At 74.0% G+C, this 15747-nt stretch carries 12 protein-coding genes and 1 pseudogene; 8 read left to right on the top strand and 5 right to left on the bottom strand.

Features of this window, described 5'->3' with window-relative positions:
- Positions 1–439, bottom strand: a pseudogene (locus HPT28_RS17165) (hypothetical protein); the annotation flags it as partial.
- 272 nt (positions 440–711) lie between these two features.
- On the opposite strand from HPT28_RS17165, the gene HPT28_RS17160 reads away from it, so the two are divergent.
- The 3 genes from HPT28_RS17160 to HPT28_RS17150 all read left to right on the top strand — a co-directional run bounded on the left by HPT28_RS17160 (position 712) and on the right by HPT28_RS17150 (position 3531).
- On the top strand, positions 712–1536 hold the full coding sequence (locus HPT28_RS17160) for a glycerophosphodiester phosphodiesterase (protein ID WP_219091982.1): 825 nt from the start codon (positions 712–714) through the stop codon (positions 1534–1536).
- Positions 1537–1782: 246 nt separating this feature from the next.
- A complete protein-coding gene (locus tag HPT28_RS17155) occupies positions 1783–2331 on the top strand; it encodes an ATP-binding protein (RefSeq protein WP_219091981.1) in 549 nt (182 codons plus the stop codon).
- A gap of 231 nt (positions 2332–2562) precedes the next feature.
- Positions 2563–3531 carry a DUF5926 family protein gene (locus HPT28_RS17150; protein ID WP_219091980.1) on the top strand — a complete coding sequence of 323 codons (969 nt, stop codon included), beginning with the start codon at positions 2563–2565 and terminating at the stop codon, positions 3529–3531.
- A 444-nt stretch (positions 3532–3975) separates the two neighbouring features.
- Here HPT28_RS17150 and HPT28_RS17145 read toward each other — a convergent pair whose 3' ends face one another.
- The gene (locus HPT28_RS17145; protein ID WP_219091979.1) at positions 3976–4677 is read right to left on the bottom strand and encodes a bifunctional DNA primase/polymerase; all 702 of its coding nucleotides are present in this window, start codon (positions 4675–4677) and stop codon (positions 3976–3978) included.
- A 672-nt stretch (positions 4678–5349) separates the two neighbouring features.
- Here HPT28_RS17145 and HPT28_RS17140 point away from each other — a divergent pair.
- From HPT28_RS17140 to HPT28_RS17125, 4 genes are all read left to right on the top strand, one after another.
- Entirely contained in the window at positions 5350–6786 is a 1437-nt protein-coding gene (locus tag HPT28_RS17140; protein ID WP_219091978.1) for a PP2C family protein-serine/threonine phosphatase, read from the top strand.
- 138 nt (positions 6787–6924) lie between these two features.
- Positions 6925–8385: an aminopeptidase P family protein gene (locus HPT28_RS17135; RefSeq protein WP_308119322.1), complete on the top strand. Its 1461-nt coding sequence runs from the start codon at positions 6925–6927 to the stop codon at positions 8383–8385.
- Positions 8386–8607: 222 nt separating this feature from the next.
- Positions 8608–9585 (top strand): Ig domain-containing protein, encoded by a 978-nt coding sequence (locus HPT28_RS17130; protein WP_219091977.1) that lies wholly within the window; start codon positions 8608–8610, stop codon positions 9583–9585.
- Between the two features lie 206 nt (positions 9586–9791).
- A complete protein-coding gene (locus tag HPT28_RS17125) occupies positions 9792–10541 on the top strand; it encodes a ZIP family metal transporter (RefSeq protein ID WP_219091988.1) in 750 nt (249 codons plus the stop codon).
- A 102-nt stretch (positions 10542–10643) separates the two neighbouring features.
- Here the strand turns inward: HPT28_RS17125 and HPT28_RS17120 are convergent, their stop codons facing one another.
- The 3 genes from HPT28_RS17120 to HPT28_RS17110 are packed head-to-tail and all read right to left on the bottom strand — an operon-like array spanning position 10644 to position 13492.
- A complete protein-coding gene (locus tag HPT28_RS17120) occupies positions 10644–11009 on the bottom strand; it encodes a sporulation protein (RefSeq protein WP_219091976.1) in 366 nt (121 codons plus the stop codon).
- Positions 11010–11063: 54 nt separating this feature from the next.
- The gene (locus HPT28_RS17115; protein ID WP_219091975.1) at positions 11064–12110 is read right to left on the bottom strand and encodes a hemolysin family protein; all 1047 of its coding nucleotides are present in this window, start codon (positions 12108–12110) and stop codon (positions 11064–11066) included.
- The gene (locus HPT28_RS17110) at positions 12107–13492 is read right to left on the bottom strand and encodes a hemolysin family protein (protein ID WP_219091974.1); all 1386 of its coding nucleotides are present in this window, start codon (positions 13490–13492) and stop codon (positions 12107–12109) included. Before HPT28_RS17110 ends, HPT28_RS17115 begins: the two co-directional genes overlap by 4 nt.
- Before the next feature lie 878 nt (positions 13493–14370).
- On the opposite strand from HPT28_RS17110, the gene HPT28_RS17105 reads away from it, so the two are divergent.
- Complete coding sequence (locus tag HPT28_RS17105; protein ID WP_257578789.1) at positions 14371–15690, top strand: LCP family protein; 1320 nt, start codon at positions 14371–14373, stop codon at positions 15688–15690.
- The last annotated feature ends 57 nt before the right edge of the window (positions 15691–15747 follow it).

Raw genomic sequence — 15747 nt, 5'->3', positions numbered from 1 at the left:
GAGTGGCCACGTGGCCGGGGGAGGCAGGGGGCGAGGTGGGGGCGGCCGGGGGCTTGGTGGGGGCGGCCTGGGCGGTTCCGCCGGAGTCGGCGGCTGGGCCGGGGGCGGCCACGGTGCCGGACGCGGACTCCGGGCCCGGGTGGGGCGCCGGACCGGACGCCGCGTCAGGGGCCTGCGGGGGCGCCGTCCCAGGGCCGGGGTCGGCGGGCTCGGTGCCGGAAGCCGCGGAGCCGGGGGCGGCGGGCGCGGGGGGCGTCGAGCCGGGGCCGGGGTCGGCCGGGTGGACGGCGGGGAGGGGGGCCGTCGGGTCTTCGGGGGCGGGCCGCTCCGGAGCGTCGGGCGCCGCCGCCGGGGGCACGCGGTCACCGGCCGGGGCCGCCTGGTCGGCGGCGCGGCGCTCCTCAGGCGATGGGCCCACGCCCTCGTGCTCGGGGTTCACAGCGGTCTCCTCGGGGTTCCTGTCGTCGCCGGTCACGGTCGCCGGTGCCGGGGCGGCACCGGTACTGGCGTCGCCGCGGCGGCGCGCCGGGGCTGTCGGCGGCCGCCTGCCGCTCGGTTCCAGTGTGCAGAAAGCCTTGCCCATGGCCCGTCAGCTCGGCGTAAACCGTGTGGCCGCCTCCGGGCGTGGCCTTTACGTCCGGCACATCGCCCCCGGTCACCGCGGGAGAGGGGGCGGGGTGGGGGCTCGGGGGTGGATGGGACCATGGCGGGGTGCCAGGCCCACATTCCCCGGTTTCCCCGATCGCCGTGATCGCGCACCGCGGTGCCTCCGAGGATGCCCCGGAGCACACGCTCGCCGCGTACCGGAAGGCGATCGAGCACGGTGCCGACGCGTTGGAGTGCGACGTCCGCCTCACCGCCGACGGGCACCTCGTCTGTGTGCACGACCGGCGGGTGAACCGGGTGTCCAACGGCCGGGGCGCCGTCTCGACGTTGGAGTTGGCGGATCTGGCGGCCCTGGACTTCGGTTCCTGGAAGGACCAGGAGGAGCAGCCGGAGCGCACGGACCCGGAGCCGGAGCGCACGGACCCGGACCGCAGCTCCGTGTTGACGCTGGACCGGCTGTTGCGGCTGGTCAGGGAGTCGGAGGAGGCCGGCCGACGGGTGGAGCTGGCCATCGAGACGAAGCACCCGACGCGTTGGGCCGGTCAGGTGGAGGACCGGCTGGTCGAGCTGGTGCGGGAGTACGGGCTGACGGACTCGGTCCGGGTCATGAGCTTCTCGGCGCGTTCGCTGCACCGGGTGCGGGCGGCTTTGCCGCAGGTGCCGACGGTCTATCTGATGCAGTTCCTGCTGCCGCGGCACCGGGAGGGACGGCTGCCGCCGGGGGTGGGCATCGGCGGTCCGGCCATGCGGATCGTCCGCAGCCACCCGGAGTACGTCATCCGGGCCCAGCGTGCGGGACACCAGGTCCACGTGTGGACGGTGGACGATCCGCTGGACGTGGAACTGTGCGCACGGCTCGGGGTGGACGCCGTCATCACGAACCGGCCGCGCCAGGTGGTGGAGCAGTTGGCGGCTCTCGGCCGGAGATGAGACGCCGGAGGCACGGGCGCGGCACTGCGCCGGGCGCACCGCGGAGGCCCGAAGCGCCCGGCCGACGGCACCGGCTCGGGGGCGCACGACGGGGAGCGGGAGAGGCGCTATGGGGCGCGGCGGGGCGCCCGGGGCGCGGTCACGCGCAGTGTTCCGGCGCACGCGTGGCGTGCCGGTACGTCGGGATTGCGTCAATGACCTGCGACAGGTCGGTTTCCGGCCGGTAGGGAGAGGGCATCCATCACGATGCGTGGGGCAGAGGAGGTTCCGGGGGTGGCGTTCGTGGTGGCACAGGAAGTGCCGACATCGTCGACGATGGCCGTTCCCCATGGGCCCGTCGGCGTCGGTCTGGCGAGGCGGCGGATGCGTGACGAGCTCCGTGCGTCGGGTGCGCCGGACACGGTCGTGGACGACGCCGTCCTGGTCCTGTCCGAGCTGTTGAGCAATGCGACGCGGCACGCTCGTCCCCTCCCGCCCGACGACTCGGTGCGGGCGGACTGGAGCCGCGGCTCGGCCGGGGAGGTCACGATCGCGGTGACGGACGGGGGTGGTCCCACGCGGCCGCTTCCCGCCTCGCCCTCGGTGACCGCGCACGGCGGCCGGGGGCTGTCCATCATCACCTCGCTCGCCCAGGCCTGGGGTGTGCGCGAGGACGTGGAGTGCGAGGCCGTCACGGTGTGGGCGGTCGTCGGGCGGCCGGAGTTCGGCGCCACGAAGGGCGGGCACGCGCCCAGCGGGCTGGACGGGATCGAGGGGCTCGACGGGTTCGAGGGCCTGGACGGCATCAGCATCTGACTCCGGCCCCTGTCGCGGCGGTCGGGGCCGGTGAGATACCCGGGCACGGCCGGACGGCGTACGGTGTGATCCGCCGGTCGGCCCTGGACGGGTCGTGTGGATCGTGCCGGATCAGGCCCGGGGCCCGCCGCGGCGGCGTGAGCCCGGGCGGGGCAGGCCAGATCCTCGCGACGTGCCCGGGCGGCACCGCCGGTCAGTCAGTCCCGCCAGTGATGCACGGAGATCCGCCCCATGGCCAAGAAGCGCCGTCCTCAGTCCCAGGCCACGAAGCCGCGACGCGTCGACGGGGAGATTCCCGTCGTCGGCGCGCGCGAGCCCTGCCCGTGCGGTTCGGGCCGCCGTTACAAGGCCTGCCACGGCCGGGCCGCGGCCCAGGCGGTGACGGAGCTGGTGCAGCGGCCGTTCGAGGGCCTGGCCGGGGAGTGCGACTGGGTGGCGCTGCGCGAGCTGGTCCCGGCGGCCACGGTGCCGCTGACGCTGGCGGACGGGCTGCCCGAGGACGTCCCCTCGGTGACGCTGGCGACGGTGCTGCCGATGGCGTGGCCCGCGCTGCGGCGCGACGACGGCTCGGTGATGGTGGGGTTGCAGAACGACACGCCCTCCGGTGACCTGAGCCGGGACCTGGCCGACGTGCTGCGGCGGGCGCTGACCGGCGAGCCGGGGCAGCCCGTGGCGGCGGAGCGGGTGCCGGGTGACGGGCCGCGGTTGCAGGACCTGCTGGACCCCGAGGCGCCGTTCACGCCGGAGGTGCACGACGGCTTCGAGTTCTGGGTGCCGAACGCGGAGAGCGCCGACGGCGCGGTCGCGGCCTCGCTGGAGCGGGCCAACGAAGCGGCGCTGCCGACGAGTCGGCTCACCGGTGTGGAGGCGGCCTACTGGTGCCGCACGCCGGAGAAGAACCACCTGCGGTGGGTCATGCCGCACCCGGAGGAGCGGCTGATGAACGCGCTGGCCCGGCTGCACGCCGCCGGGGCCTCGGGGCTCGGGGACGGGACGCGGCTGGTCGGTTCGTTCCGGGCGCACGGCCTGATGGTGCCGGTGTGGGACCTGCCGGGGGCGATGACGGCGGAGGACTGCGAGAAGCCCGCGGCGGCCTTCGCCGAGCGGTTGGGCGAGGCGCTGGCGGACGAGTCGCCGTTGACGGCGGACGAGCGACGGGCCCGCAGCGGTCTGACCAACCGGCAGATCACGCTGAGTTGACGTTCGCGGAGACGACGGAGATCACTGATTGAACGCTCAATGACTAGTGATTCTCGTCACAAGCGCCCTTCCAAGCCGCCTTTCTGGGGCTGAAAAGGGACGAGGGAATTTGCGAACGGCCCAACTCTTGTTACCGTTCTACAAGCCCGGTCGCTGGTGCATCCCCCGTCGCCAGCGACCGGGCTTTTCCATGCCCGCACGTGCCCTCGCCGCGCGTTTCCGGCGCACGCCCCCGGAGCACGCCTGCGCGGCCCGCCCGGCCCGCCCGGCAGCACGCCTCCGCAGCACGGCACCACGACCGCGCCGCACACACCGCGGCACGGCAGCACGCCCGCGCCGCACACACCGCGGCACGCGGACGACGCACGCCGCCCCGCGTGCCGCCCCGGGCGCTCCCGCCGCACGCGCCCCGTCACCCGTTCCGTGCCCGGACACCGCCGGGGCTCAGTGCGCGAGCCGGTCGCCGCTGTCCGGCGCGCTGATGCTGGCCTCGACGAGGACGTCGAGCAGCCCCTCGACGCCCGGCAGCCACGGCTCGTCGCCCTCGGGGGCCCGGAGCCAGCGCACCGGCCCGGCCGGGAGCCGCGTGGGGGGCAACGGCACGTAACCGCCGTCCCCGTGGAAGCGCAGCGAGCTGGGCACCCGGTCCCGCGTGTGGAGCAGCTCGCCCAGTTCCGGCAGGTCGTACGGCCGGACGAGCAGCACGAGCCGGCTGGGCGTGGCGAGGACGGGGCCGGTGCGCACCCGGAGGTCCTCGAAGGCGTCCAGGGCACGGAGGCCGGCGTCGAGCGGCAGACTCAGGGCGCACGGCGCCCGGCCGCCGGTGGCCAGGAGGACGGGCGCGTCGGGCCGCCGCGTCCACCACCAGCGGACCATGCGGGCGTCGGTCGTGGCCGCGAGCAGGTCGGGGTCGAAGGGGTGCGCTCCGGGGACCGCGCAGTCCGGCAGCCCGCAGGAACAGGCCATTTCCGCGTCGTCGGCCCGGCCGGTTCCACTCGTGGGCAGCAGCCGCCGGGAGGACCGCGCGGGCCGCTCCCTCGGTTCCGCCCCGGGGACCACCGGCCAGCGCCATCGGGTGGCGCAGGTCAGTGCGGCCGAACGCCGCCCCCTACGGGTGACACGTCGCCTTCCGAGGATCTCGCGCATAAGCGCTCGTTCCTTTCCGTAACGTCCGTAAACACCGGCAGCCCGAGGAACGGGGACTGCCGCATTGCGTCGTGCCGTACTGCGTGATGCCGTCGTGCCGTACTGCCGCCCACTCATCCGGCGCTGCGCACCGGTACCGGCTCTCACCACCGGGTGTGCGAGGCAGCGCATCATGCCGTTGGCCGTGCGTGGAACGTGGCGGGGGGTGGCGCGCACGTGGCGCTTGCGCTCTCTTCGTGCTGGGTCGTGCGTTCGGTTCGAACGTGCCTGACGCCCTGCTGGTTCGCCACTCGGGCAGGCGGGCACCCGGCTCACCGGGACGCCCGCGCCTCACCGACTACGACGCGCGGCTCCGCCGAAGGGTTCCACTCGGCCCAACTGCCCCGCGTCCGTCTGGTGATACGTACCCGGAACAGCCGTACGGCCGCTGCTGAGCCAGGCCAGTCGATCGTGAATATGCACAAGCCGGGTACTTTTCGCGCCATTCTGCGGGACACTGCAAGGGCCACCCCCGGGGCTTCGAGCCTCCTGGACACCAGCGCCCTGAACCGGGCAATGCTGGACATCGCGTCATCGCGACGTGTACATCTGGATGCATTGACAGCAGAGCGGCATGACATGGGGGTTTGCGATGCTTTTGCGAGAAATCACCCCTGACGAGAGCTGCTCCTCATGAGCACGCCCCATTCGTCAAAAGTGGCTGGAATCAATCCCCCTCCGACGTCGCCGGAGCAGACTAACCCGCCCACGGAAGCCGGTAGTTCGGCGGAGGTGCGCGCGTCGGAGGACACCGCCCCGCCCGGGGGCCCGATGGCCGGACTCGCGCCGCGTCGGCCCGGTGGCGCCGAGGAGACGCCCGAACACTGGTCCGGTCCCGTCGAGCAGTTGGCCGCCGTGCACGACCGCCTCGCGACCTGGGTCACGGACCTCACGACCCTGCACGAGCTGACGGAACGGCTCGCCCGCGCCGAGACGCTCGACGCCACCCTGGACGAGACGCTGCGCGGCGGCGCCGCCCTCGTCGGAGCCCGGCGCGGCCTGGTCGCCCTGGAGCCCGGCGACGGCCTGGGGCCGCGGCACACCGTGGGCCTCGGGCTGGGCCGGGCGGACCTCGGCCAGATCGAGACGGTTCCCGGCGCCGTCGTCACCCACGCGGACATCGGGAGCGAGCACGGCGTCGGCACCCGGCACCGGGAGGTCGCCGCCCGGCTCGGCTTCGCGGCGACGCATGCCGCCCCGGTGACGACCGAGGCCGCGGTGTCCCTCGGCGCGGCGATGTGGTTGTACGACGAACCCGCCACGCCCACCGAGCGCCAGCGCCACCTGCTGGGCCTCTACCTGCGGTGCGCGGCCGAGCACATCGCCCGCCGGCTCGACCTCAGCCGCGCGCGGGCGGCCGTCGCCGCCGTCCGCGAGGAGCTGCTGCCCGCCCGGCTGCCGAGGGTTCCCGGGGTCCGGATGGCGGTGCGGCACCGCACCGGCCCGCGAGGCGGCGGGGACTGGTACGACGTCCTGCCGCTGCCGGAGGGGGCGCTCGGGCTCTCCGTGGGCGGGGTCAGCGGCACCGGCCCCGGCTCGGTCGCCGTCATGGGGAGGCTGCGCGCGTCCCTGCGGGCCTACGCCGTGATGGAGGGCGAGGACCCGGTGGCCGTGCTGTCCGACCTGGAGCTCCTCCTGCGCCTGACCGAACCCGCGCGATGTGCGACGGCCCTGTTCGGGTACGCCGAGCCGAAGGCCCGGCGCGTCACGCTCGCGGGGGCCGGGCACTGTCCGCCGTTGATCGTCGGGCCGCGGCGGTGCGAGTTCGCCGAGACGACGCTCTCCGCCCCGCTGGGCATGCTCACCTGCTGGGAGGCCCCCAGCGTGGAGCTGAGCCTGACCGCTGGTGAAACGCTCCTGCTCTACAGCGACGGTCTGGTCCAGCGCACCGGCGAGCCGATGGACCGCGCCTTCGCCAGGCTGCGCTCCGCGGTGGTGGACGCCGCTCCGTCCGTCCGCGACGACCCCGAGGAGCTGACCGACCACGTCCTGCACACCGTGCTGCCGGACGGGCTGGCCGACGATCCGGGCAGTGAGGAGGACGTCGTCCTGCTGGCGGCCCGCTTCTGAACGCGGCCGGCCGGTAGCCGGGACCTCGCGCGGGCACCGCTGTACCGCCGCTTTCGTCACATACGGCACCCCTGGGGTACCCCTTCGCTCGGACATACGATGGATGGCGGCTTGAGTCCGATGCAAGGAGGCAGCGACGTGGCCGAGCAGCAGTCGCCGGAGACCCCGGAAGACGAGCAGCAGCCGATCGAGGGACGGAAGAACGGTCTGGAAACCAGCGTGTCCGACGAGCTCGCCGAGAACATGAAGACGGGGTGGGCCGACACCGAGCGGCGCGACCTCGAGCCGATCGCCCAGGCCCCGCACACGGCCCGCCGCCGGGCGGCGCTCTCCGCCCGCTTCCCCGGAGAGCGGCTGGTCGTTCCCGCGGGCAACCTGAAGACGCGCTCGAACGACACGGAGTACCCCTTCCGCGCGTCGGTCGAGTACGCCTACCTCACCGGTGACCAGACGCAGGACGGCGTCCTCGTGCTGGAGCCGCGCGCCGAGGGCGGCCACGAGGCGACGCTCTACCTGCTGCCCCGCTCGGACCGGGAGAACGGCGAGTTCTGGCTGGACGGCCAGGGCGAGCTGTGGGTCGGCCGCCGCAACAGCCTCGCCGAGGGCGAGCAGCTCTACGGCATCCCCTGCGCGGACGTCCGCGAGCTTCCCGGGAAGCTGCGCGAGGCCACCGGCCCGGTGCGCATCGTGCGCGGCCACGACGCCGGCCTGGAGCGGGCGCTGACCGACAAGGTCACCGCCGAACGGGACGAGCAGCTGCGCGGGTACCTCTCGGAGGCGCGGCTGGTGAAGGACGAGTTCGAGGTCGGCGAGCTGCAGAAGGCCGTGGACTCCACGGTGCGCGGCTTCGAGGACGTCGTCCGCGTCCTCGACCGGGCGGAGGCGACGTCCGAGCGCTACATCGAGGGCACGTTCTTCCTGCGCGCCCGCGTCGAGGGCAACGACATCGGCTACGGCTCGATCTGCGCCTCGGGCCCGCACGCGACGACGCTGCACTGGGTGCGCAACGACGGCCCGGTCAACTCCGGCGACCTGCTGCTGCTGGACGCCGGCGTGGAGACGCACAGCCTCTACACCGCCGACGTCACCCGCACGATGCCGGTCAACGGCACCTTCACCGAGCTCCAGCGCAAGATCTACGACGCGGTGTACGAGGCCCAGGAGGCGGGTATCGCCGCCGTCAAGCCCGGGGCGAAGTACCTGGACTTCCACCACGCCGCCCAGCGCGTCCTGGCCGAGAAGCTGGTCGAGTGGGGGCTGCTGGACGGCCCGGTGGAGAAGGCCCTGGAGCTGGGGCTCCAGCGGCGCTGGACGCTGCACGGCACCGGCCACATGCTCGGCCTGGACGTGCACGACTGCGCCGCCGCCCGCCGCGAGTTCTACGCCGAGGGCACCCTGGAGCCGGGCATGTGCCTGACCGTGGAGCCGGGCCTGTACTTCCAGCCGGACGACCTGACGGTGCCCGAGGAGTACCGCGGCATCGGGGTGCGCATCGAGGACGACATCCTCGTCACCGAGGACGGCAACCGGAACCTGTCCGCGGGGCTGCCGCGCACCTCGGCCGACGTCGAGGCGTGGATGGCGCGGCTGCGCGGCTGACGCGGTCAGCCCGTTCGAGTGAGCGGACCGGGCGTGCGGGAGGGGATCCCGCACGCCCGGTCCCGTCGTCTCCGGCGGTGCCGCCGACGCCGCCGACGGTGCCCGCCGAGGGGCCCGCTCGCTCGAACGGCCGCCGTCCGATGGCCCGCCGCCACGTCGGCGGGTGACATGGCTCCTGGACACGCCCCGACGTCTTCCGCGTGTCTCCGAGGAGCAACGACCATGCGTATACCGACCCTCCCGACCCTGGCCGCCGCCACCGCCCTGGCCGCCACGACCCTCCTGGGAACGGCCGCCGGCGCCGGTGCGGCGGACGGTGACGACGACGGATTCGGCGACCGGACCACGACGGACGACACCCGGGGACGCGGTGTCGTCGTCCAGCCGAGCCGAGTGGCACCGGGCGACGACTTCTCCGTCTTCGACGGCGGCAACTGCACGACCAAGACCGCCACGGCCTCCTTCACCCCACCCCCGGACGGCACCCGGCTGCCGAACCTCGACCTGAAACCGCTGGCCAACATGGTCGGTGCCACCGGCACCCTGCCCGAGGACACGGCCCCGGGCTTCTACAAGGTCACCGTCGAGTGCGCGGACGGCGAAGGCCCGTTCACCGGCAGCTTCACGGTGACGAAGCCCAAGCGCGACCGGGACGGCGAGCCCCGCGACACCAGGCACGACGGCGAGCCGACCGGGCAGGCGCACCACGACCTGACGCCCGACAAGGCACCGGACAAGGCACCCGGCAAGCTCCCGGAGACGAAGGACGGCGAGCCGGACACCCCGCGCGAGGGCGAGGACGAACACGACGCGGCCCGCCACCACGAGCCCCGGGACGAACGCCAGGGCGAGGAGCGGGCCAAGGAGCACGACGCGGGCCGCGACCGGCACGGGGACAAGGACAAGGGCAAGGACGCGGGCCGGCACGGCGGGGACGCCGACCGACACCACGACGGCGAGCACACCCCCGACCGGGACCGCGACCACCACCGGGACGGCGAGCACGCCGACCGCCACGCGGGCGACGGCTCCGAGGCGACGCGGCACCGCTCGCACGACGGCCCGGCGCCCAAGGGCAGCGTGGCGACCGGAGTCGGCGGAAGCACGGCCGCCGACACGACCGCGTGGGCTCTCGGCGGGGCGGCGACGCTCGGGCTGATCGGTGGAGCACTGTGGTATCGGCGCCGTGGGCGCGCCTAGCACCACCGACACACAGGCCGCACCGAGGCCCGTGCGCACCGGGTGGGCCGTCGCCGGGGGACGCTCCCCGCGACGGCCCGCCGCCGGTTCCGCCCGCCGCGCCGGTTCCGCCCGGCCGCGGTCCGACGCGCGGGCCGGACGGCGGGCCGGAGAGCGGGCCACCCGGCGCGCAGGAGGCGTGAGGGCGGCGGAGAGGGAGAGCGTTGCTGGGAGAGGCACTCGCCGCGGGCGGCTGGGGTCTGCTGGCCGGCTCGGCGCTGCTGGTCGGCGCCGCCATCGGCTACGGACTGCGGGTGCCGCCGCTCGTGGTCGCGCTGGTGATGGCGTTCGGCAGCGGCGTACTGATCTCCGCGGTCTCCTTCGACCTGATCGCCGACGCCCATGAGCAGGGCGGGCTGGTGCCGACGACGCTGGGCGCCCTCGGCGGCGCGGCCGTCTACACCGGGGCGAACGTCCTGCTCGCCCGGGGCGGCGCCCGGGACCGCAAGCGCTCCGGCGGGCAGCAGCCCTCGGAGAGCGAGCAGCCGGGTTCCGGCAACGCGATCGCGCTGGGTGCGCTGCTGGACGGCATCCCGGAGTCGGTGGTGATCGGGACGAGTCTGATCGGCCCCGGCGGGGTCAGCGCGGCGACGGTGAGCGCGGTGTTCCTCAGCAACGTCTCGGAGGGGCTCTCCAGCTCGGCGGGCTGGCGCCGGGCGGGCCGCGACCGCTCCTACGTGTTCGGGCTGTGGGGCGGGATCGCGGTGATCAGCGGCCTGTCGGCGGTGCTGGGCCGCACGGTGCTGGGCACCATGTCGGACGAGGTGCTGGCGGCTGGCAGCGGGGTCGCGGCGGGGGCGATCCTGGCCATGATCGCGGACACGATGATCCCCGAGGCGTTCGAGAAGGCGCACCTGGTCACCGGCCTGGTCACCGTGTGCGGCTTCCTGACCGCGTTTCCGCTGGCCCAGACCTGAGCCCGCCGCGGCCCAGACCGGGCCGGGACCGACCGCACTCCGGATCGCGCCCACCGCGCCGCGGTCCGGGCTCCCCGCGCCCCGGGCCGTGCCCGGAGGTGCTCAGCGGCGCAGCAGGTCGCGCACCCAGCCGTCGACCTCCGTGGTGAAGTCGCGGTGCTCGACGCCCTCGTGCCGGACCCGGTGGAGGTTCAGCGCGTCACCGCCGATGCGCTGGTCGGCCTCCAGCACGACCTCGACGCCGTCCGGTCCGGCCAGGAACGTCACCTCGAGCTGGTTCAGGGCCGCCGCGTAGCGCGGGGCGGGGTGCAGCTCGATCTCCTGGTAGAAGGGCAGCTTCTGGCCGGTGCCGCGGATGTGTCCCTTCTCCAGGTCCGAGTAGCCGCTTGAACACCATGCCGTCTCCGCCCCTTCGCGTCCGGAACGCCTCCTCGGCGGTGCGGCGGCCCCAGGGGGGCCGCCGCACACAGGTACCGGTCGGTGCCGGGGGCCATCCCGGTTCCCCGGGGAGCCCGGGCGCCGTCAGCGCGGCGCGGGGGCCTGGCCGTCGGCCTGCGCGGTGGGTGTGGAGCCGACCAGCTCCTCCAGCACGTCGCCCATGGTGACGAAGCCGAGGACGGCGCCCTTGTCGCCGGTGACGGCGGCGAGGTGCGTGCCGGCCGCCCGCATCGCGGTGAGGGCGTCGTCCAGCGGCGTGTCGATGCGCACCCGGATCACCGTGTGCAGGGCGCTGCGCGGGAACGGCCGGTCGCGGGCCACGCCGAGCGCGTCCTTGATGTGCAGGTAGCCCAGGACGGTGCCGCCGGGGCCGCTGACCGGGAAGCGGGAGAAACCGGAGGCCGTCGCCGTCCGCTCCAGCTCGGCCGGGGTGACGCCGTGGCCGACGGTCACCATGCGGCCGAGCGGCACGATGACCGTGCCGACGGGGCGGCGGCCCAGCTCCAGCGCGTCCCGCAGACGTGCGCTGTCGCCCGGTTCCAGGAGCCCGGCGGCGCTGGAGTCCTCCACCAGGCGGGCCAGCTCGTCGTCGGTGAAGACGGAGGCGACCTCGTCCTTCGGCTCCACCCGCAGCATCCGCAGCAGCACGTTGGCCAGCTTGTTGATGCCGAAGACGACGGGACGCATCACCCGCGTCAGGCCGACGAGGCCGGGGCCGAGCAGCAGCGCGGTGCGCTCGGGGGCGGCCAGCGCGATGTTCTTCGGCACCATCTCGCCGATGAGCATGTGCAGGTACGTCGCGAGCGTGAGGGCGATCGCGAACGCGATCGGGTGCACCAGCGCGTGCGGGACGTGCAGGGCCTCGAACGGCGGCTCCAGCAGGTGGGCGATGGCCGGTTCGGCGACCATGCCGAGCACCAGGGAGGAGACGGTGATGCCGAGCTGTGCGGTGGCCATGAGCACGGACACGTGCTCGAGACCCCACAGCACCGTGCGGGCGCGCTTGTTGCCCGCGCGGGCGAGCGGCTCGATCTGACTGCGGCGCACGGAGATGAGGGCGAACTCGGCGCCCACGAAGAACGCGTTGGTGAAGAGGGTGATCGCACCGATGGTGAGTTGCAGCGCGGTCATCGGGCGTCCTCCAGCAGGGGCTCGGCCCCGGCGCCGGCCGCCGGTGCGGGCACGTCGGCCTGCTCCTGGTGGCCGGCCTCGCGGGGGCCGGTGATGCGGATGCGGTCGGCGCGGTGGTGCTCGGTCTCGAGCACGGTCAGCTCCCAGGCGTCCAGCAGGACACGGTCGCCCTTGTCGGGGATGCGCTCCAGCCGCGTGGCGATGAGCCCGGCGAGTGTCTCGTAGGGGCCCTCGGGGGCGTCGAGGCCGATGGCGGCCAGTTCGTCCATGCGGACGCTGCCCTCGGCGTCCCACTCGGGCCGTCCGGCCTCCGTGCGCCCGGTGGGCAGCAGGCCGGGGTGCTCCTCGGGATCGTGTTCGTCGCGCACCTCGCCCACGACCTCCTCGACGATGTCCTCCAGCGTCGCGACGCCCGCGGTGCCGCCGTACTCGTCGACGACGACGGCCATGGTGCGGCTGCCGCGCAGCCGGTCCAGGAGCCGGTCGACGGGGAGGCTGTCCGGGACGAAGAGCGGCTCGGCGGCGAGTTCACCCACGGGGGTGAAGCCGCGCCGGGCCTCGTCCAGGGCGAGCACGTCCCGGACGTGGACGACGCCGATGACCTCGTCGAGCGTGTCGCGGTAGACGGGGAAACGGGACAGGCCGGTGGCGAGGGTGAGGTTGGCGGCGTCGGCGGCCGTGGCGCGGACCTCCAGGGCCTTCACGTCGACGCGGGGCGTCATGACGTTCTCGGCGGTCAGCTCGCCCAGGTGCAGGGTGCGCACGAAGAGCTCGGCGGAGTCGGCCTCGATGGCGCCCTCGGCCGCGGAGTGCTCCGCCAGGGCGACCAGCTCGGCGGGGGTGCGGGCCGAGGCCAGCTCCTCGGCCGGCTCCATGCCCAGGCGGCGCACCAGGCGGTTCGCCGTCTCGTTCAGGTGATGGATCAGCGGGGAGAACACGGCGGTGAAGCCGCGCTGCGGCCCGGCGACCACCTTGGCCACGGCCAGCGGACGGGAGATCGCCCAGTTCTTGGGGACGAGCTCACCGACGACCATGAGGACCACGGTGGAGACGACCACGCCCAGGGCGAGCGCCACGGTGGACGCGATGCCGCCGGACAGCCCCGCGGACTCCAGCGGGCCGCGCAGCAGCGCCGCCAGCGAGGGCTCGGCGAGCATGCCGATGACCAGCGAGGTGACGGTGATACCGAGCTGTGCGCCGGAGAGCTGGAACGTCAGCCGCCGGACGGCGCGGAGAGCGCCCTCGGCGCCGCGCTCACCGGATTCCGCGGCGCGCTCCAGCGCACCGCGCTCGACGGTGGTGAGGGAGAACTCGGCCGCGACGAAGACGGCACAGGCCAGAGTCAGCAGCAGGGCAAGCAGCAGAAGCAGCACTTCGGTCACCGTGCCACCCCCGCTTCCACCTGAGTCGTGGCTACGCAGGGCCTGGCACGGCCGGTACTGGGAGGTTCGCCCATGGCGGGACTATGGCTCCTTTCGGTCGGGCGGGAAGCCGATCACTGCCGATCGGTCGGTTGGGTGTGTCGGACGGACCGGCCCACGGGTGACAACACCGTACGGGCCGGAACACTGGTATGCCCGCTGCTAACAGTTCCTATCCGGGCATCGTAAAGGAAACGCAAATATTCGCGCGTGGCCTGCGCCACACGAGAGGGCGGGGATTCCGGGGCGAACGGCATAACAGCGGAGCTTCTCCCGCCATTCCCCGCGCAGTGGCGGCAAGCGGCCCAGGAACCCGCCCCCACACCGGGGTGAACTCCGTTCGGGCGCCTCACCAGCGGCTCACCACAGCGCACCGTGCCGGAGCCGGGCGACGTTCCCCGGCCTTTCCCGGACCTTTACTCACCCAGCGTTCCGCTCCGGTCACGCGGATCGCGGCTGGGCTTTCCGCCGCCCTTCATGATCACGGAACTGCCCCGCCTCCGGGACCAATTGGTACTGTCCCTTCGCACCCGCCGCCCCGCACACCAGTGCGGCCCCCCACGGCGCGCCCAGGAACCCCGATCGACGCCCCGCCGTCTCTTCGGGCGGGCGCCAGGCAGCGGTCTGTCGGGTCGGAAGCGGTCCGGCCACGTCGAGCCCCGGTCTCGGCAGGCCCCGAACGGAGGAAAGGCTCAGAGGTGGGCGATATACGCAGCGCGTCCCAGGCGGCCCCGGAGTCCGAGACGCCCTCGTGGGCCGCCGCCCCGGCGGAACCGGGCGAGGGGCGCCGGGCCGGGAGCAGACGCCGCAAGGGGCCGCGCTCCACCCGCCGCCGGGCCCTGCTGTGGACCGCCGGAGCGCTGTCCCTGCTCCTGCTCGCCGGCGCCGGCACGGCCGCCTACCTCTACCAGCGCCTCGACGGCAACATCGAGGGCTTCGACCTCGAACGCGGCCTCGACGAGGACAGCCGGCCCGCCAACCTGAGCCCCGGCGCGAAGAACATCCTCGTCGTCGGCTCCGACAGCCGCGAGGGCACGGGCGGCAAGTACGGCTCGGGCTTCGAGACCATGCAGTCCGACACCCTGATGATCGTGCACATCGCGGCCAACCGGGAGTGGGCCACCGCCGTCTCGCTGCCGCGCGACTCCTGGGTGGAGATCCCGGCCTGCGACAAGGGCGACGGCACCATGTCCGAGCCCCACCACTTCAAAATCAACTCCTCCTTCGCCATCGGCGGCCTCAGCGGCGACATCGAGGGCGCGGCCACCTGCACCGTGAAGACCGTCGAGCAGAACACGGGCCTGCGGATCGACCACTTCATGTCGCTGAACTTCAACGGGTTCAAGGGCATGGTCGACGCGCTCGGCGGCGTCGAGGTCTGCCCCGAGCAGGCCATCAAGGACAAGAAGGCCAACCTCGACCTGCAGCCCGGCTGCCAGACGCTCAACGGCGAGGAGTCGCTCGGCTACGTCCGCACCCGTTACGCCCTCGGCAACGGCAGCGACATCAGCCGCATCGGGCGCCAGCAGGAGTTCATGGAGACGCTGGCCAAGAAGGCCCAGTCCAAGCTGCGCGACCCCAAGGCGATGTTCGGCTTCCTGGACGCCTTCACCTCCAACCTCGCCACCGACAGCGCCCTCGACGGCGTCCGCCCCCTGTCCGACCTGGCCAGGAGCGTGCAGGGCATCCCCACCGACCGGCTGACGTTCATCACGGTGCCGAACTATCCCCGGGAACTGGACGTCCCCACCGACACGGCCAACGTCGTGTGGCAGTACCCGCAGACCGAGACGCTGTTCAGCAAGCTCGCCCGGGACGAGGAAGTGGACAAGGAGGCCCTGGAGGCCAGCGCCGAGGAGAGCCGCGACATCCGGCCCGGGCAGATCCGGGTCCAGGTGCTCAACGGCACCGGCGAGGCGGGCCGGGCCGGCGAGGTGGCCGAGGAGCTGCGGCGCGCTGGCTTCCAGGTCGTCGGGACCGGCAACGCGGCCGAACCGGCCGCCGAGACGGCCATCCGCTACCCGGAGGGCCTCGCGGCCACGGCGGAGGTCCTCGCGGGCCGGGTCCCGGGCAGCGAGCCGACCGTCGCCGAGCCCGGCGCGGCACCGGGCGTGATCATCCTCGTCATCGGCGACGACTTCCCCGGCCTGCGCGGCTGACCCGGGCCTTCCGGAGCGCTCCGGCGGGCCGTGTGCCCGCCGCCCGGTGCGCCCGGC

Origin of the sequence: Streptomyces sp. JJ38 (assembly GCF_019303475.1) — a bacterium.
Classification (GTDB): Bacteria; Actinomycetota; Actinomycetes; order Streptomycetales; family Streptomycetaceae; genus Streptomyces.
This window is presented reverse-complemented; position numbering and strand designations above follow the sequence as displayed.